The following is a 17,328-nucleotide window of genomic DNA, read 5'->3' on the forward strand; positions in this document are numbered from 1 at the left end:
ACGTGCTATATGGTCGGACGTGGCGTCGGGCATGCTGGATAGCCGGGGTTTGTTGACAACCCGTGAATCCGACCGGCGTTGTCAGTGGCTCCCCCTAGTCTGAGAAGGACGGGGGCCCCGCCCCTGTCACTTCTCTCAAGAAAGGTGCGGACCGGCGTGGCCGACCGTCTCATCGTCCGTGGCGCGCGCGAGCACAACCTGAAGAACGTCTCGCTCGACCTGCCGCGTGACTCGCTCATCGTCTTCACGGGCCTGTCCGGGTCGGGCAAGTCCTCCCTGGCCTTCGACACGATCTTCGCCGAGGGCCAGCGGCGCTACGTGGAGTCGCTCTCCTCCTACGCCCGGCAGTTCCTCGGCCAGATGGACAAGCCGGACGTCGACTTCATCGAGGGCCTCTCCCCGGCGGTCTCCATCGACCAGAAGTCGACCTCGCGCAACCCGCGCTCCACGGTGGGCACCATCACCGAGGTCTACGACTACCTGCGCCTGCTCTTCGCGCGCATCGGCAAGCCGCACTGCCCCGAGTGCGGCCGGCCGATCTCCCGCCAGTCGCCGCAGGCCATCGTCGACCGCGTGCTGGAGCTTCCGGAGGGAAGCCGCTTCCAGGTGCTGTCGCCGCTGGTGCGTGAGCGCAAGGGCGAGTTCGTCGACCTCTTCGCCGACCTCCAGACCAAGGGCTACTCCCGCGCGCGCGTGGACGGCGAGACGATCCAGCTCGCCACCCCGCCCACGCTGAAGAAGCAGGAGAAGCACACCATCGAGGTGGTCATCGACCGCCTCACCGTCAAGGAGTCCGCCAAGCGCCGCCTGACCGACTCGGTCGAGACCGCGCTCGGCCTGTCCGGCGGCATGGTCGTGCTCGACTTCGTCGACCTTCCCGAGGACGACCCCGAGCGCGAGCGCATGTTCTCGGAGCACCTGTACTGCCCGTACGACGACCTGTCCTTCGAGGAGCTGGAGCCCCGCTCCTTCTCCTTCAACTCGCCCTTCGGCGCCTGCCCCGACTGCTCCGGCATCGGCACGCGCATGGAGGTCGACCCGGAGCTGATCGTCCCGGACCCCGACAAGTCCCTGGACGAAGGCGCCATCCACCCCTGGTCGCACGGACACACCAAGGACTACTTCGCCCGGCTGATCGGCGCCCTCGCCGACGCCCTGGGCTTCCGGACCGACATCCCCTTCGCCGGTCTCCCGCAGCGCGCCAAGAAGGCCCTCCTGTACGGCCACAAGACGCAGGTGGAGGTCCGCTACCGCAACCGGTACGGCCGCGAGCGCCGGTACACCACGGCCTTCGAGGGCGCGGTCTCCTTCGTCAAGCGCCGGCACAGCGAGGCCGAGAGCGACTCCAGCCGCGAGCGCTTCGAGGGCTACATGCGCGAGGTGCCCTGCCCCACCTGTGAGGGCACCCGCCTGAAGCCGCTGATCCTCTCCGTCACGGTCATGGGCAAGTCCATCGCCGAGGTCTCCGCGATGTCCATCAGCGACTGCGCGGACTTCCTGGGCGAGCTGAAGCTCACCGCCCGCGACAAGAAGATCGCCGAGCGCGTGCTCAAGGAGGTCAACGAGCGGCTGCGCTTCCTGGTCGACGTCGGCCTGGACTACCTGTCGCTCAACCGCGCGGCGGGCACCCTCTCCGGGGGCGAGGCCCAGCGCATCCGCCTGGCCACCCAGATCGGCTCCGGCCTCGTCGGCGTCCTCTACGTCCTCGACGAGCCGTCCATCGGCCTGCACCAGCGCGACAACCACCGGCTCATCGAGACCTTGGTGCGGCTGCGCGACATGGGCAACACGCTCATCGTCGTCGAGCACGACGAGGACACCATCAAGGTCGCCGACTGGATCGTCGACATCGGCCCGGGCGCCGGCGAGCACGGCGGCAAGGTGGTGCACAGCGGCTCCGTCAAGGAACTGCTCGACAACGCCGAGTCGCAGACCGGCCTGTACCTGTCCGGCAAGAAGGCCATCCCGCTGCCCGACGTACGGCGCCCCCGTGACCCGTCCCGGCAGCTCACCGTGCACGGCGCCCGGGAGAACAACCTGCGGGACATCGACGTGTCGTTCCCGCTGGGCGTCTTCACGGCGGTCACCGGCGTCTCCGGTTCCGGCAAGTCGACGCTGGTCAACGACATCCTGTACACCCACCTCGCGCGCGAGCTGAACGGCGCCCGCAACGTTCCCGGGCGGCACACGCGCGTGGACGGCGACGACCTCGTCGACAAGGTCGTCCACGTCGACCAGTCGCCCATCGGCCGCACCCCGCGGTCGAACCCGGCGACGTACACCGGTGTCTTCGATCACATCCGCAAGCTGTTCGCCGAGACGACCGAGGCGAAGGTCCGCGGCTACCTGCCCGGACGCTTCTCCTTCAACGTCAAGGGCGGCCGCTGCGAGAACTGCGCGGGCGACGGCACGATCAAGATCGAGATGAACTTCCTCCCGGACGTCTACGTCCCGTGCGAGGTCTGCCACGGCGCCCGGTACAACCGGGAGACCCTGGAGGTCCACTACAAGGGCAAGTCCATCGCCGACGTGCTGAACATGCCGATCGAAGAGGCCACCGACTTCTTCGAGGCGGTGCCCGCGATCTCCCGGCACATGAAGACGCTGAAGGACGTCGGGCTCGGCTACGTCCGCCTCGGCCAGTCCGCGACGACGCTCTCCGGCGGTGAGGCACAGCGCGTCAAGCTCGCCAGCGAGCTGCAGCGCCGTTCCACCGGCCGTACGGTCTACGTCCTGGACGAGCCGACCACCGGTCTGCACTTCGAGGACATCAGCAAGCTGCTGACCGTCCTGTCCGGCCTGGTCGACAAGGGCAACACGGTCATCGTCATCGAGCACAACCTCGATGTGATCAAGACCGCCGACTGGGTCGTCGACATGGGACCCGAGGGCGGCGCGGGTGGCGGCCTGGTGGTCGCCGAAGGCACGCCGGAGCAGGTCGCGAGCGTGCCGGCCAGTCACACCGGCAAGTTCCTGCGGGACATCCTCGGCGCCGACCGGATCAGCGACGCGGACCCCGTGGACACCGCACGAGGAGCTGCCAAGAAGACGGCGGCGAAGAAGACGACGGCGAAGAAGACGGCCGCCAAGAAGGCGACGACGGCGGTGGCCAAGGCTCCCGCCAGGAAGGCCCCCGCCAAAAAGGCGACCGGGACCCGCAAGCCCTGACCGCCCCGGCGGAACGGGAACGGCAGCAGCACGGCGACGCGCCGGGCACACGCGATGACGTGAACCCGGCGCGTCGCCCTGTCCGCGAGCGATGACGCCGACGCCTCCACGGCCGCCGTTCCGCCCCTCGCCGGCCGCCGGTCGAGCGCCCTGTGGGCGTTGAGGGAGACCGGCTGAAACGTGCGTCAGGCCACCACTTCGTGTGCGTACGGCGGTTCCGCGCCCGCGCGCGAGCAGGTGACCGCCGCCGCGCGGGCCGCGAAGCCGAGGAGGTCCGTCCAGCCGTCGGCTCCCAGTGAGGCCAGGGCCTCGTGGGTGAGCGCGTCGCGGGCCGCGAGCCCGTGCAGCAGCGCGGCGTTCACCGTGTCGCCCGCGCCGATGGTGTCGACGACGTCGACCTGCTCACCCGGCACCGCGTACACGCTCCCGTCGCGGGTGAAAACGGTCAGCCCGTCACCGCCCAGGGTGACCACGACCGCCGCCGGGCCCGAGGCCAGCCACTCCCGGGGCGTGCCGCCCAGCCACTCGGCGTCCTCCGCGGACAGCTTCAGCAGTGACACCGAGGGCAGCCAGCTCTTGAACCGGGCCCGGTACCCGTCCGGGTCGGCGATGAGCCCCGCCCGGATGTTCGGGTCCAGGGCCGTGAACAGGCCCCGCGCGGCGGACTCCCGCATCAGCTCCTCGTACGCGCTCGCCCCCGGCTCCAGCACCAGCGAACAGGTACCGAAGGAGACCGCCCGGGTTTCGGACGGCAGCTCGGCGGGCGTATGGAACAGCCGGTCCGCCGTGCCCTCCACGTAGAAGGAGTACGCGGCCGATCCGTCCGCGCCGACCGTGGCGACGGCGAGTGTCGTCGGCTCGGTCCCGCGCTGGACCGGGGAGACGTCCACCCCCGTCTGCCGGAGCCGGTCCAGCAGTGCCTCGCCGAAGGCGTCGTGCGACACCCGGGAGCAGAAGGCGACGGGGGAGCCGAGGCGGCCCAGGGCCACGGCGGTGTTGTACGGGCCGCCGCCGAGTGCCGGCGTGAGGGCGGCCAGCGCGCCCGTTGCCTGCGGTACCAGGTCGATCAGTGCCTCACCGGCCACGACGATCACGGTGCGGTCCTTTCCGTAGCCTCGGATGGGTCGGGGCACCCGCACGAGGTGCGGTGCATGAGAGAGCAGGTCAGTCGTACGGTCCTGGCGGGCAGGTCCGGGTCCGCCAGGCGTTCCAGGAGCAGTCGGACGGCATGCGTGCCCAGCTCTCTGCCGGGTTGCGCGACGGCGGTGAGCCGGGGGGTGAACAAATCCGCCCAGGCGAAGTCGTCGAAGCAGCACAGCGCGATGTCACCGGGCACGGACAGGCCACGGGTGCGCAGGGCGCGCAGCGCGCCGATGGTCATCGCGTTGTTGGCGGTGATCAGCGCGGAGGGTGGCGCGGGCAGGGCGAGCAGGTTGCCGGTGGCCCGTTCGGCGCCGGCCGACTCGGAGTCGCCGTGCGTCAGCAGCCGTGCGTCGTAGGGCAGGCCCGCCGCCCGCAGGCCGTCGCGGTACCCGGCGGCCCGCTCGCGCGTGGTGCTGAAGCCGGGCCGGCCGGCCACCAGGGCGATCCGCCGGTGGCCGAGTTCGGCGAGGTGCCGGACCAGGCGGGCCGTCGGTTCCGCGCCGCCGGCGCAGACCTGGTCGAAGCGCGGCGAGGCGTCCGCCGGGACGTCGACGACCCGGTCGAGGAACACCGTCGGCACCCGGTGCCTGCCGAGGTAGGCGACGAGGGCGCCCGGGTCGGCCGAGGGGGCGACGATCACGCCGTCCACGCGCCGTTCGTGCAGGAGCCGGACGACCTTGAGCTCGTGTCCGGGGTCGTCGCGCGGGTCGGCGATGAGCAGGCCGTAGCCCTGCCGCACGGCGGCCGCCTCGACCCCCTGGAGGATCTCGGTGAAGTAGGGATTGCTGATCGCGGAGACCGCGAGCCCGAGGGAACGGGTGCGCGCGGTGACCAGCGACCGCGCCAGGGCGTTCGGGGCGTACCCCAGCTCCTCGATCGCGTCCAGGACTGCCTGACGGGTACGGGGCAGTACCGGCCGGGTGTCGTTCAGGACGTGCGAGACGGTCGCGACCGAGACACCGGCGCTCCGCGCCACGTCGGCCATCGTCGCCATCGACCCGCTCCCTCCCAGGCCTCTCGGCCTTCGCCCGCCTGGCCCGCCCCGCCTCGCTCTGTCTCGCTCCGTCCGGGCCTCTGGGCCTTCCCCGGTCGCCCGGCTGTCCCGGCGCCCGCTGCGGGGCTGGGCGGACGGTATCGCATCCGGCTCACGGACGTAAACGCTTGCGTAATCGCTTACGTCATCGCTTACGTCTTTGCTCGCGCCACCGCTCGCGCCACCGCTTGCGTCACCGCCCACGTGCATCGTGCAGACCCGCCGCGCCACCAGCCTCGCCCGCACCTCACCCCGCCCTGACCCGAACCCTGACCGCACCCCGCCCAACCCCACCCAACCCCTCCCCGCCTCGGTCCCACCCCGCCCTGAACTCAACGCGCGTCGGCGCGCTCGGTATCGTCGGCATGCCCGTTCCAGACCTGAGCAGGGGAGATACACCCATGTCCGGCCGCCCCGTCCCGAGCCGTCGTACCGTCCTGTGCTCGGTGGCCGCCGTGTCCGTCACCGGACTGGGCGCGACCGCATGCGGGCCGGGCGGCGAGAGCGGCGTCGCGGCGGCGCCGACCGCGCCCGTCGATCTCGGTGCCGAGGGAGAGGTGGCCCGGGGCGGCGTCAAGCTGTACCGGGACCACAACGTGGTGGTCGGCCGGTCCGAGGACGGTTCCCTCACGGCGTACAGCACGGTCTGCACACACGCGGGGTGTGCCATCGACCGCCTTGAGGAGGAGCGGCTCGTCTGCCCTTGCCACGGCAGCGCGTTCGACCCGCGCACCGGCGAGGTGCTGCACGCTCCGGCCACCGTCCCCCTGGAGGAACTGCCGGTCGAGGCCCGTGCCGGCAGGATCGTGGCGGGACCCGGCGTCTGACACGTCCGTTGCCTCACGTCCGTTGCCTCACGTCCGTTGTCCGACGGACGTCCTCTGATTAATCGCTCGACACGCCCGCACGGGTCACGGCAGGCTCCGCACGGTGACCCGACGAACAGACACGCCTCCCGCCTGGGACGAGCGCACGCAGCTGGCCACGTTCCTGGACTACGCCCGTGACACGGCGCGGGCCAAGTGCGAGGACGTGTCCGCCGAAGACGCCCGCAGGGCCCCGCTACCGGGGTCGCCGCTGATGACCCTGTGCGGGCTGATCAGCCATCTGCGCTGGGTCGAGCACTACTGGGTCCACGTGGTGTTCCTGGGAGAGGAACTCTCGGGTCCGTTCGCGGAGGCGACCGCCGACGACCCCGATCCCGAGATGCGGACGGCGGTCGACGTCCCGTTGCCCCGGCTGCTCGCCGAGTACGAGGAGCAGAGCGCCCGCTACCGTGACCTGCTGGCCGGGCACGACCTGAGCGAGCGGGCGCGGCGTCCGATCCGGGACGGCCGTCACGTGGACCTCCGTTGGATCATGCTCCACCTGATAGAGGAGACGTCGCGGCACAACGGGCACATCGACATCGTGCGCGAACTCCTCGACGGACGGACCGGCGACTGACTGATCGTTTCAGCGGGGAGCCGGCAGGGACCGGCCCGGGCCGCTCACGTCCAGTCCCACCCGATGCCCACCACCCCGGGCCGCACCCGCGGTTCCACCAGATGCACCGAGTGGTGCCGGTCGCCGAGGAAGAGGTCCCGCCGTGCGCCGCGCGGGCCCGTCGGCGACGGCCTGGTGAAGCGGTGGCAGCGGGCCGGGAGGGCTGCTGCGTCGAACCGCACCTGGAGGGCGTACTGTCCGCCCGCGATGTCGAACAACCGTGCGTACTCGTGGGACGGCTCCGCCGTGCCGTCCTCGACGGCGTACCGGAAGAGACAGGTGTCACCGGCCCGCAGCCGGGTGTCGAAGAGCAGCTCGGCCACCAGCACACCAGAGTCGTGGTGCCTGCGGACGCGTCCCGCGCGGCAGTTCTCCAGCGCGTGGACGGTCATCCGTTCCGGCGCGCACCCCGGATCACCCTGGTGGACGGCCACGAAGCGGTCGACGCCGTCCCGCAGGGCGCGGACTATGTGCTGGTCCTCGCGTCCCGCCAGCTCGCGGTGGGGCCCGATCCGTACCCGCTCGTGGTGCCCGAGGGGGTCCAGCCCGTCGTCCGGCGGCTGGTCCAGTTCGGCCAGCAGCCGGCCGAGCACACCGGAGTCCCTCGCGCAGGCCCGCCGCGCGGGCAGGGGTCCGTCGCTCTCGGCGAGCAGCCTGAGCAACGACTCCGCGGGCAGCCGCAGGATCTCCTCCAGCGCCCGCACGGCCCGCAGCGACTCCGGGCGCTGCGGACGCCGCGCGCCCTGCTGCCAGTAGCTCAGGCTGGTGACACCGACCTTCACCCCGTGCCGCGACAGATGGTGCTGCACCCGCTGGAGCGGCAGCCCGCGGGCGGCGATCGCGGTCCGCAGCGCGAGGTGGAAGGGGCCGCCGCGCAGGGCGGAGTCGAGCTCCGCGGTGGCGGCGTCCGAGTGCTGGGTGGCGTGCGGCATGCGGAAACCTCTCTGTGACGGTACGCCCCGGCCGCTCGGCCGCCCGGGCGCGCATCGGCCGGGACCGCCCCGGCACGGCGCGGGCCCCGTCCCCTGTGCCGCGTGCCAGGGCCCCCGAGTTCCCCCGCATTGAAGCGTGTTGACCAAGTCCCGACAACACTTCCGGCCGGACGGCCCTCTTCCGGCACGGGGACCGCGGCACCGCCCCCCTCACGGCGGGGCCCGGCGCGGCCGGCCGGCGCCCGGCACGTTATCCACAGGCCGGACGGTCTGTCGGCCCTCGCCAGTAGGGTGTGAGTCATGGCCGACCCCTCCAGCTACCGCCCCAGTCCGGGACAGATCCCGGACTCGCCCGGGGTGTACAGGTTCCGTGACGAGCACCGCAGGGTGATCTACGTCGGAAAGGCGAAAAGCCTGCGCCAGCGCCTGGCCAACTACTTCCAGGACCTGGCGAACCTGCACCCCCGCACCCGCTCCATGGTCACCACGGCCGCGTCCGTGGAGTGGACGGTGGTGTCCACGGAGGTCGAGGCGCTCCAGCTGGAGTACTCCTGGATCAAGGAGTACGACCCCCGGTTCAACGTCAAGTACCGCGACGACAAGAGCTACCCCTACCTCGCGGTGACGATGAACGAGGAGTTCCCCCGGGTCCAGGTGATGCGCGGCCACAAGAAGAAGGGCGTGCGCTACTTCGGCCCGTACGGACACGCCTGGGCGATCCGCGACACGGTCGACCTCCTGCTGCGCGTCTTCCCGGTACGCACCTGCTCGGCCGGCGTCTTCAAGAACGCCGCCCGCACCGGCCGCCCCTGCCTGCTCGGCTACATCGGCAAATGCTCGGCGCCCTGTGTGGAGCGGATCTCCGCCGAGGACCACCGGGAGCTCGCCGAGGAGTTCTGCGACTTCATGGCCGGGCGCACGGGCACCTACCTGCGGCGCCTGGAGCGGCAGATGGCCGACGCCGCCGAGGAGATGGAGTACGAGCGGGCGGCCCGCCTGCGCGACGACATCGGCGCCCTGAAGAAGGCCATGGAGAAGAGCGCGGTCGTGCTCGCCGACGCGACCGACGCCGACCTGATCGCCGTCGCCGAGGACGAGCTGGAGGCGGCCGTCCAGATCTTCCACGTGCGCGGCGGACGCGTACGCGGCCAGCGCGGCTGGGTGACCGACAAGGTCGAGGAGATCACCACCGGCGCCCTCGTCGAGCACGCCCTCCAGCAGCTCTACGGCGAGGAGAAGGGCGACGCCGTCCCCAGGGAGGTCCTGGTCCCGGCCCTGCCCGACCCGGTGGAGCCCGTCCAGCAGTGGCTCACCGACCGCCGCGGCTCGGGCGTGTCGCTGCGCATCCCGCAGCGTGGCGACAAGAAGGCCCTGATGGAGACGGTGCAGCGCAACGCCCAGCAGTCACTGGTCCTGCACAAGACCAAGCGCGCCTCCGACCTGACCACACGCTCGCGTGCGCTGGAGGAGATCGCCGAGGCGCTCGGCCTGGACAGCGCCCCCTTGCGCATCGAGTGCTACGACATCTCGCACCTCCAGGGCGACGACGTCGTGGCCTCCATGGTCGTCTTCGAGGACGGGCTCGCCCGCAAGAGCGAATACCGCCGCTTCCAGATCAAGGGCCGCGCCGGAGAGACACAGCTGTGGCACGGCCAGGGACAGGACGACGTCCGTTCCATGCACGAGGTGATCACCCGCCGTTTCCGGCGCTACCTCGCGGCGAAGGAGAAGACCGGCGAGTGGGTCGAGGAGCCGGCCGCCGACGAGACCCTGCCGGACGGGGAGGCGGTCCGGGCCGGTCAGGACCTGAAGGACGAGGACGGCCGCCCCAAGCGCTTCGCCTACCCGCCGCAGCTCGTCGTCGTCGACGGCGGGCAGCCCCAGGTCGCCGCGGCCCAGCGGGCCCTCGACGAGCTGGGCATCGACGACATCGCGGTGTGCGGTCTCGCCAAGCGGCTGGAGGAGGTCTGGGTGCCCGGTGAGGACGACCCGGTGATCCTGCCCCGTACCAGTGAGGGCCTGTACCTGCTCCAGCGGGTCCGCGACGAGGCCCACCGCTTCGCGATCACCTACCAGCGCACCAAGCGCGCCAAGCGTTTCCGTGCCAGCCCCCTGGACGACGTGCCGGGTCTGGGTGAGACCCGTAAACAGGCACTGGTCAAGCACTTCGGTTCGCTGAAGAAGCTGCGGTCGGCGACCGTCGACCAGATCTGCGAAGTACCCGGCATAGGCCGCAAGACGGCCGAGACCGTCGCGGCGGCGCTCGCCGTCGCGGCCCCGGCCGCACCCGCCGTGAACACGGCGACCGGAGAGATCATGGATGACGCAGACGAGACGGCCGGGCTGTCCGAGACGACGGCGGACACCCCGGGGGAGCCCGTGATCGCGGGCCCCGCGGACGAACGACGGGGGCAGGAGAGATGACCGAGCGGGAAGCACGTCAGGCGGAAAACCCAGCGGAGAGCCAGGCCGCGCACAAGAAGACGGGCGATGATCACCCCGAGGACCCCGGACGCTTCGAACGGGAAGAACGCCTCGAACGACAAGAACACCTCGAACGACAGGAACGCCTCGAGCAGGAAGACCATCACGAGCCTCGCGAGCAGGGTGAGGATCACGAGCAAGACGCACGCCAGGAAGACGGAGCACAGGTGAGTACGGGCAGCGAGCCGACGGGAGTCCCCGAGGCGGCCATCCCCGAGTTGGTGATCATCTCCGGCATGTCCGGGGCCGGCCGGTCGACGGCCGCCAAGTGTCTCGAGGACCTCGGCTGGTTCGTCGTCGACAACCTGCCGCCCGCGCTGATCCCCACCATGGTCGAGCTGGGCGCCCGCTCCCAGGGCAACGTGGCCCGGATCGCGGTCGTCGTCGACGTCCGCGGACGCCGCTTCTTCGACAACCTGCGCGAATCGCTGGCCGACCTCGACGCCCGGGGCGTCACCCGGCGCATCGTCTTCCTGGAGTCCTCCGACGACGCCCTGGTCCGCCGCTTCGAGTCGGTGCGCCGCCCGCACCCCCTCCAGGGAGACGGGCGCATCGTCGACGGCATCGCCGCCGAGCGGGAGCTGCTGCGCGAGCTGCGCGGCGACGCCGACCTGGTGATCGACACCTCCAGCCTCAACGTGCACGAGCTGCGGGCCAAGATGGACGCCCAGTTCGCCGGCGAGGAGGAGCCCGAGCTGCGGGCCACCGTCATGTCCTTCGGCTTCAAGTACGGCCTGCCGGTCGACGCCGACCTGGTGGTGGACATGCGGTTCCTGCCCAACCCTCACTGGGTCCCGGAACTGCGCCCCTTCACCGGTCTGAACGAGGAGGTGTCGTCGTACGTGCTCAACCAGCCGGGAGCCAAGGAGTTCCTGGACCGCTACGCCGAACTCCTCCAGCTGGTGGCCGCGGGCTACCGTCGTGAGGGCAAGCGCTACGTGACCATCGCCGTCGGCTGCACCGGCGGCAAGCACCGTTCCGTCGCCATGTCGGAGAAGCTCGCCGCCCGGCTCGCGGCCGAGGGCGTGGAGACGGTGGTCGTACACCGGGACATGGGACGGGAATGACAGGACGTACTCCGCGGCTGAGCAGGCTGGGCAGACTGGGCCGGGCGGTGCCCGAGGGACGCGGCAGCCGCCCCGCCGAGGCCCGGGGCGGCAAGCCGCGCCGCCGGGGCGCCCAGCCCAAGGTCGTCGCCCTCGGCGGCGGCATGGGCCTGTCCGCCTCGCTCGCCGCGCTGCGCCGGATCACCGGCGCCCTCACCGCCGTCGTCACGGTCGCCGACGACGGCGGCTCCAGCGGCCGGCTCCGCGACGAGCTGGGCGTGCTGCCGCCCGGCGACCTGCGCAAGGCGCTGGCCGCGTTGTGTGGCGACGACGACTGGGGTCAGACCTGGGCCCGGGTCATCCAGCACCGCTTCCAGTCCAAGGGCGACCTGCACGAACACGCGGTCGGCAACCTGCTGATCGTCGCCCTGTGGGAGCAGCTCGGCGACCACGTCATGGCCCTGGACCTGGTCGGCAAGCTGCTCGGCGCGCACGGGCGGGTGCTGCCCATGTCCGCCGTGCCGCTGGAGCTCCAGGCCCTGGTCAAGGGCCACGACCCGGACCGGCCCGAGGACGTGGACACCGTCCGGGGACAGGCGACCGTGGCGCTCACGCCCGGCGAGGTGCAGTCGGTGCACCTGGTGCCGGCCGATCCGCCCGCGGTCCCCGAGGCGGTCGACGCGGTCCTCGACGCCGACTGGGTGGTGCTCGGTCCCGGGTCCTGGTTCTCCTCGGTCATCCCGCACCTGCTGGTGCCCGATCTGCTGGACGCGCTCACCGAGACCAAGGCCCGCCGGGTCCTCTCGTTGAACCTCGCTCCGCAGCCCGGAGAAACCGAGGGGTTCTCCCCGCAGCGTCATTTGGAGGTTTTGGGACGACACGCCCCTAAACTCGCCCTGGACGTGGTGCTGGCCGACGAGGCCGCCGTGCCCGACCGTGACTCGCTCACCGAAGCCGCGAAACGGTTCGGCGCCGCGGTCGAGCTGGCTCCGGTCGCCCGGACCGACGGAACCCCGAGGCACGACCCGGAGCTGCTGGCCGCCGCGTACGACCGTATTTTTCGGATGCATGGAAGGATCGGCCCATGGCGATGACGGCAGCGGTGAAGGACGAGATTGCGCGGCTCCCCGTCACCCGGACCTGCTGCAGGAAGGCGGAGGTCTCCGCCATTCTGCGGTTCGCCGGCGGCCTTCACCTGGTGAGCGGGCGCATCGTGATCGAGGCGGAGCTGGACACCTCGGCGGCGGCCCGGCGGCTCAAGCGGGACATCCTGGAGATCTTCGGCCACAGTTCGGAACTGATCGTGATGGCCCCGGGCGGACTGCGCCGCGGCTCGCGCTACGTCGTCCGGGTCGTCGCGGGCGGTGACCAGCTGGCCCGGCAGACCGGACTGGTCGACGGCAGGGGCCGCCCCATCCGCGGCCTGCCCCCGCAGGTGGTCTCGGGGGCCACCTGCGACGCGGAGGCCGCCTGGCGCGGGGCGTTCCTGGCGCACGGTTCGCTCACCGAGCCCGGCCGCTCCTCCTCCCTGGAGGTGACCTGCCCCGGCCCCGAGGCCGCGCTCGCCCTGGTCGGTGCCGCCCGCCGCCTGTCGATCGCCGCCAAGGCCCGCGAGGTGCGCGGCGTGGACCGGGTCGTCGTCCGCGACGGCGACGCGATCGGCGCCCTGCTCACCCGGCTCGGCGCGCACGACTCGGTGCTGGCCTGGGAGGAGCGCCGGATGCGCCGCGAAGTCCGGGCCACCGCCAACCGGCTGGCCAACTTCGACGACGCCAACCTGCGCCGCTCCGCCCGCGCGGCCGTCGCCGCCGGCGCGCGGGTCCAGCGTGCGCTGGAAATCCTCGCCGACGACGTCCCCGAGCACCTCGCGGCCGCCGGCCGGCTGCGGATGGAGCACAAGCAGGCGTCCCTGGAGGAGCTGGGCGCGCTCGCCGACCCGCCGCTGACCAAGGACGCGGTCGCGGGCCGCATCCGCCGGCTGCTGGCCATGGCCGACAAGCGGGCCGCCGACCTCGGCATTCCGGGCACGGAGGCCAACCTCTCCGAGGACCTCGCGGACAATTTCGCGGGCTGACCGGACGCCGTGTCACCAGGCCGGCGCGAGGCGACCGGGAGCAGCCGACGCCTACCACAGCCGACGGAGCGAGCCCCGGCCGCCTGGGGCCGGTCGGCAGGCCGCGCAGCCGCCCCTCGCGGTCGCCGGAGGTCCGTCGGCGCAGGCCGCGCCGCCGCCTACGGTCACCGTGGGCCGGTCGGCAGGCCACGTCGCCGCCCCCCCGGTCAGTGGAGGCTCGTTTGGCGCAGGCCCGCCGCCCCGGTCGCCGGAGGTTCGTCGGCGCAGGCCACCTCGCCATCGCCGGTCGCCGGAGGTCCGTCGGCAGGCCGCGTCGCCGCCCCCGGCCACGCCCCGGCCGAAGTGCCGAAACCGCCGGAACCGGAGGTCGCTCCCCGGCAGCCGCGGGCCCTGACCGGAAGCGCCGAAACCGCCGTGACCGCCTGGCCCGGAGGGACGCCTCCCGTCTGCCGTGGCCGCCTGGTCCGGAGGGACGCCCCCCGTCTGCCGTGACCGCCCGGTCCGGAGAGATGCCGCCCCCTGCGCCGTGACCGCCTGGTCCGGAGGGACGCCCCCCGTCTGCCGTGACCGCCTGGTCCGGAGAGATGCCCCCTGCGCCGTGACCGCCCGGTCCGGAGAGGTGCCCCCCGTCCGCCGTGACCGCCTGGCCCGGAGGGACGCCCCCGTCTGCCGTGACCGCCCGCCCCGGAGAGAGGCCCCCTCCGCCGTAACCGCCGGGCCCGAACGGGACGCCCCCGGCCGCTGCCGGCCGCCACTTGAGTGGTCCGCACCGGCGTCCGCGTGTCGTGACGGTGCTCTTGACTCGATCATGGAGTGTCATGAGCCTGGCAACCTGTTCGCCGCTGTGGCGAACCACCGCTAGGGGGGTTCATGAGACAGGGACAACCCGGACGACCCGCACGGCACAGAGCGAGATCGATCCTCGCCGTCGGCACACTCCTGATCGGCGCGGCCGGCTTCGCACCCGTGGCCCAGGCGCAGCCGCCAGCGGCGGCCCCGGCCCCGGACCCGCAGGAAGTGAAGGTCTTCCGCGCCGAGGTGACCCAGCGACAGGTACCGCTCCTGCTGGCCGCCGGCCAGGACGCCCATGAACTCGGCGAGCAGGTACCCGGCAAGGGCACGGCCTCCGTCGAGCTCTACCTCACCGACCAGCAGGCCCGAAAGCTGGACGAACAGGGCGTCGACCTCACCGAACACACCCTCTCCGCCCGCGCCGCACAGCGCACCGAGGCCGCTGCCGACGGGGTCTTCCGCCCGTACAGCGGCAGCGGGGGGCTGAAGGAGGAGATCCTCCGCACCGCCCAGGAGAACCCCGGCCTCACCAAGGTCGTCTCCATCGGCAAGACCGTCAAGGGCCAGGACATCCTCGCCCTGAAGCTCACCAAGGCCGCCGGACAGACGAAGGACGGCTCCAGGCCGTCCGTCCTGTACGCCTCCAACCAGCACGCCCGCGAGTGGATCACCCCGGAGATGACCCGGCGGCTGATGCACCACTACCTGGACAACTACAAGACCGACCGGCGCGTCAAGAAGATCGTCGACTCCACCGAACTGTGGTTCCTGCTCTCGGCCAACCCCGACGGCTACGACTACACCTTCGAGAGCACCGACAACCGCCTGTGGCGCAAGAACCTGCGCGACGTCAACGGCGACGGCGCCATCAGCACCGGTGACGGCGTCGACCTCAACCGCAACTTCGCCTACAAGTGGGGCTACGACGACGAGGGCTCGTCCCCCAACCCCACCAGCCAGACCTACCGCGGCGCCGGGCCGAACTCCGAGCCCGAGACCCAGGCCCTGGACGCCTTCGAGAAGCGGATCGGCTTCACGTACGGCATCAACTACCACTCCGCCGCCGAACTCCTCCTCTACGGCGTCGGCTGGCAGGTCGCCACCGACAGTCCTGACGACGTCCTCTACCGGGCCCTCGCCGGCACGCCCGGCGACTCCGCGATCCCCGGCTACCGGCCCCAGGTCTCCTCGGAGCTGTACACCACCAACGGCGAGGCGGACGGACACGCCGCCAACGTCAACGGCATGGCGATGTTCACCCCCGAGATGTCGACCTGTCAGACGGTCTCGGACGCCGACCCCGACGACGAGTGGAACGCGGGCGACTGCCAGTCGGTCTTCAACTTTCCGGACGACGAGACGCTGATCCAGCAGGAGTTCGAGAAGAACGTCCCCTTCGCGCTCTCCGTCGCCGAGACCGCCTCCCACCCCGACCGGCCGTCCTCGGCGGTCGGCCTGCGGGCCGCGGACTTCACCCCGAAGGCGTTCACCACCTCCTACTCCCGCGGCACCGGCCAGGAGGTCGCGGTCGTCGCCCGCAAGTCCGTGCGCGCCAAGGAGCTGAAGTACCGCGTCAACGGCGGCCGCGTCCATGACACCGCGCTGCGGCCCTGGAAGGGCGGCGAGACCTACGGCGGCGAGGACAACCTCTACTTCGACGAGTACCGCGCCGGGGTGAAGGACGGCGCACCCGGCGACGAGGTCGAGGTCTGGTTCACCGGCAGGAGCGAGCGGGGCAAGCGGGTGACCAGCGAGCCCTTCACCTACACGATCGCCGAACGGCCCCGCGCCGACGTCCTGGTCGTCGCCGAGGAGGGCGCCCGGGCCACCCAGGCACAGACGTACGTGGACGCGCTCAAGGCCAACGGCCACCGGGCCGCCGTATGGGACGTCGCGGCGCAGGGCGCGCCCGACGCGCTCGGCGTTCTCTCCCACTTCGACACCGTCGTCCACCACACCGGCGCTGCCACCCCCGGCAACGCCACCCAGCTCCAGCTGCGCGCCTTCCTCAACGAGGGCGGCAAACTGATCGAGGCGGGCGAAGAGGCCGGCGGCAGCGTCGACCTCGGCGGCGGCAACCTGTCGGACGACTTCAGCCAGTACTACCTGGGCGCCTACACCCGCACCGCCACCTCCGGGGCCGCCGCCTTCACCGGCTCCGGCGCGCTCGACGGCACCGGCGGCCCGCTCGGCGCCGCGCCCGGCAACCCGCTGGACCGGGCCGGCACCTACAGCGTGACCTCGGACCAGCTGCCCGTCGGGACGTACCCGCAGTTCGCGAGCGAGGGCGCGGGACAGTTCGCCGGGACGGCCAACCCGTACGGGCCCTACGCGGGCGACTGGATGGCCGCGGCCGTCCACACCGACGACGCCTACAAGCGCCTCACCCGCACCGTCGACCTCACCGGCACCACCGCCGCCCAGGCGCCCACGCTGCGCACCCAGCTGCTGTGGGACACCGAGGACGGCTACGACAACGTGCTGATCGAGGCCCGCACGGCGGGCGGCGACGACTGGACGACGCTCCCGGAGGCGGGCGGCGCCACCGGCACCGCCGTACCGGCGGACTGCTCGGCCGGCTACTACCTGGCCGAGCACCCCTGGCTGGAGCACTACCTGACCCTCACCGACGACGGCTGCGCCGCGACCGGCACCACCGGGTCCTGGAACGCCCTCACCGGCTCCTCCGGCGGCTGGCGGCAGGTCTCCTTCGACCTGAGCGCGTACGCCGGGAAGAGCGTCGAGGTGTCGATCAGCTACGTCACCGACCCCGGCACCGGCGGCCGGGGCGTCCTGGCCGACGAGGCGTCCCTGGTCGTGGACGGCACGGCGGCCGGGACCGAGGGATTCGAGGCGTCGCTCGGCGTCTGGCGGGTACCCGGACCGCCCGAGGGCAGCCCGGCCGCGTCGCGCGACTGGACCCGTACCGGAACCCTGTTCCGGACCTACGGAGCCGTCACCACGGACGACACCGTGCTGCTCGGCTTCGGCCTGGAACACCTCACCTCGGCAGCCGGCCGGACGGCGCTGCTCGGCACGGCACTGAGTGCCCTGGACGAGTGACGAACCGGTCGGCGAGGGGCTGACGCCTTGTCGCGAAATCAGGTGATCAGTCACCCGCTCACATGGCGTTGCGTACCCGTACCGGCGGGTACGGAACGCCATGCCGTC

Annotated in this window: 11 protein-coding genes; 8 read left to right on the forward strand and 3 right to left on the reverse strand. The window is 72.0% G+C overall.

The features are described 5' to 3' along the window. Positions 1 to 156: 156 nt before the first annotated feature. Complete coding sequence (gene uvrA / locus ACIQR3_RS09210) at positions 157 to 3,168, forward strand: excinuclease ABC subunit UvrA (protein ID WP_403536329.1); 3,012 nt, start codon at positions 157 to 159, stop codon at positions 3,166 to 3,168. Positions 3,169 to 3,353: 185 nt separating this feature from the next. Here uvrA and ACIQR3_RS09215 read toward each other — a convergent pair whose 3' ends face one another. Then, entirely contained in the window at positions 3,354 to 4,262 is a 909-nt protein-coding gene (locus ACIQR3_RS09215) for a carbohydrate kinase (RefSeq protein WP_403536331.1), read from the reverse strand. Further along, on the reverse strand, positions 4,259 to 5,305 hold the full coding sequence (locus tag ACIQR3_RS09220; RefSeq protein ID WP_403536333.1) for a LacI family DNA-binding transcriptional regulator: 1,047 nt from the start codon (positions 5,303 to 5,305) through the stop codon (positions 4,259 to 4,261). The genes ACIQR3_RS09215 and ACIQR3_RS09220 overlap by 4 nt, the downstream gene beginning before the upstream one ends. 440 nt (positions 5,306 to 5,745) lie before the next feature. On the opposite strand from ACIQR3_RS09220, the gene ACIQR3_RS09225 reads away from it, so the two are divergent. Continuing rightward, a complete protein-coding gene (locus ACIQR3_RS09225) occupies positions 5,746 to 6,171 on the forward strand; it encodes a ubiquinol-cytochrome c reductase iron-sulfur subunit (protein WP_403536336.1) in 426 nt (141 codons plus the stop codon). A 103-nt stretch (positions 6,172 to 6,274) separates the two neighbouring features. Beyond that, positions 6,275 to 6,790 (forward strand): DinB family protein, encoded by a 516-nt coding sequence (locus ACIQR3_RS09230; RefSeq protein ID WP_403536339.1) that lies wholly within the window; start codon positions 6,275 to 6,277, stop codon positions 6,788 to 6,790. Between the two features lie 44 nt (positions 6,791 to 6,834). Here ACIQR3_RS09230 and ACIQR3_RS09235 read toward each other — a convergent pair whose 3' ends face one another. Then, positions 6,835 to 7,761, reverse strand: coding sequence for a hypothetical protein (locus ACIQR3_RS09235; RefSeq protein WP_403536342.1), 927 nt, complete (start codon positions 7,759 to 7,761; stop codon positions 6,835 to 6,837). A 300-nt stretch (positions 7,762 to 8,061) separates the two neighbouring features. Between ACIQR3_RS09235 and uvrC the strand changes: the two genes are divergently transcribed. The 5 genes from uvrC to ACIQR3_RS09260 all read left to right on the forward strand — a co-directional run bounded on the left by uvrC (position 8,062) and on the right by ACIQR3_RS09260 (position 17,220). Continuing rightward, the gene (gene uvrC, locus ACIQR3_RS09240) at positions 8,062 to 10,185 is read left to right on the forward strand and encodes an excinuclease ABC subunit UvrC (RefSeq protein WP_403536344.1); all 2,124 of its coding nucleotides are present in this window, start codon (positions 8,062 to 8,064) and stop codon (positions 10,183 to 10,185) included. Next, positions 10,182 to 11,312 carry an RNase adapter RapZ gene (gene rapZ, locus ACIQR3_RS09245; protein WP_403536347.1) on the forward strand — a complete coding sequence of 377 codons (1,131 nt, stop codon included), beginning with the start codon at positions 10,182 to 10,184 and terminating at the stop codon, positions 11,310 to 11,312. Before uvrC ends, rapZ begins: the two co-directional genes overlap by 4 nt. Continuing rightward, the gene (gene yvcK / locus ACIQR3_RS09250; protein ID WP_403536350.1) at positions 11,309 to 12,385 is read left to right on the forward strand and encodes a uridine diphosphate-N-acetylglucosamine-binding protein YvcK; all 1,077 of its coding nucleotides are present in this window, start codon (positions 11,309 to 11,311) and stop codon (positions 12,383 to 12,385) included. Before rapZ ends, yvcK begins: the two co-directional genes overlap by 4 nt. After that, on the forward strand, positions 12,376 to 13,365 hold the full coding sequence (whiA, locus tag ACIQR3_RS09255; protein WP_403536352.1) for a DNA-binding protein WhiA: 990 nt from the start codon (positions 12,376 to 12,378) through the stop codon (positions 13,363 to 13,365). The genes yvcK and whiA overlap by 10 nt, the downstream gene beginning before the upstream one ends. An 870-nt stretch (positions 13,366 to 14,235) precedes the next feature. Beyond that, on the forward strand, positions 14,236 to 17,220 hold the full coding sequence (locus ACIQR3_RS09260) for a M14 family zinc carboxypeptidase (protein ID WP_403536355.1): 2,985 nt from the start codon (positions 14,236 to 14,238) through the stop codon (positions 17,218 to 17,220). Positions 17,221 to 17,328 lie beyond the last annotated feature (108 nt).

It is taken from the genome of Streptomyces sp. NPDC090994 (genome assembly GCF_044768905.1).
Lineage (GTDB): Bacteria > Actinomycetota > Actinomycetes > Streptomycetales > Streptomycetaceae > Streptomyces.

What these genes read in the sequence shown, in the direction of transcription:
- ACIQR3_RS09235 (WP_403536342.1), bottom strand. Translation starts at nt 7,761, where the DNA reads ATGCCGCACGCCACCCAGCACTCGGACGCCGCCACCGCGGAGCTCGAC.
- ACIQR3_RS09220 (WP_403536333.1), bottom strand. Translation starts at nt 5,305, where the DNA reads ATGGCGACGATGGCCGACGTGGCGCGGAGCGCCGGTGTCTCGGTCGCG.
- rapZ (WP_403536347.1), top strand. Translation starts at nt 10,182, where the DNA reads ATGACCGAGCGGGAAGCACGTCAGGCGGAAAACCCAGCGGAGAGCCAG.
- uvrC (WP_403536344.1), top strand. Translation starts at nt 8,062, where the DNA reads ATGGCCGACCCCTCCAGCTACCGCCCCAGTCCGGGACAGATCCCGGAC.
- ACIQR3_RS09225 (WP_403536336.1), top strand. Translation starts at nt 5,746, where the DNA reads ATGTCCGGCCGCCCCGTCCCGAGCCGTCGTACCGTCCTGTGCTCGGTG.
- yvcK (WP_403536350.1), top strand. Translation starts at nt 11,309, where the DNA reads ATGACAGGACGTACTCCGCGGCTGAGCAGGCTGGGCAGACTGGGCCGG.
- whiA (WP_403536352.1), top strand. Translation starts at nt 12,376, where the DNA reads ATGGCGATGACGGCAGCGGTGAAGGACGAGATTGCGCGGCTCCCCGTC.
- ACIQR3_RS09260 (WP_403536355.1), top strand. Translation starts at nt 14,236, where the DNA reads ATGAGACAGGGACAACCCGGACGACCCGCACGGCACAGAGCGAGATCG.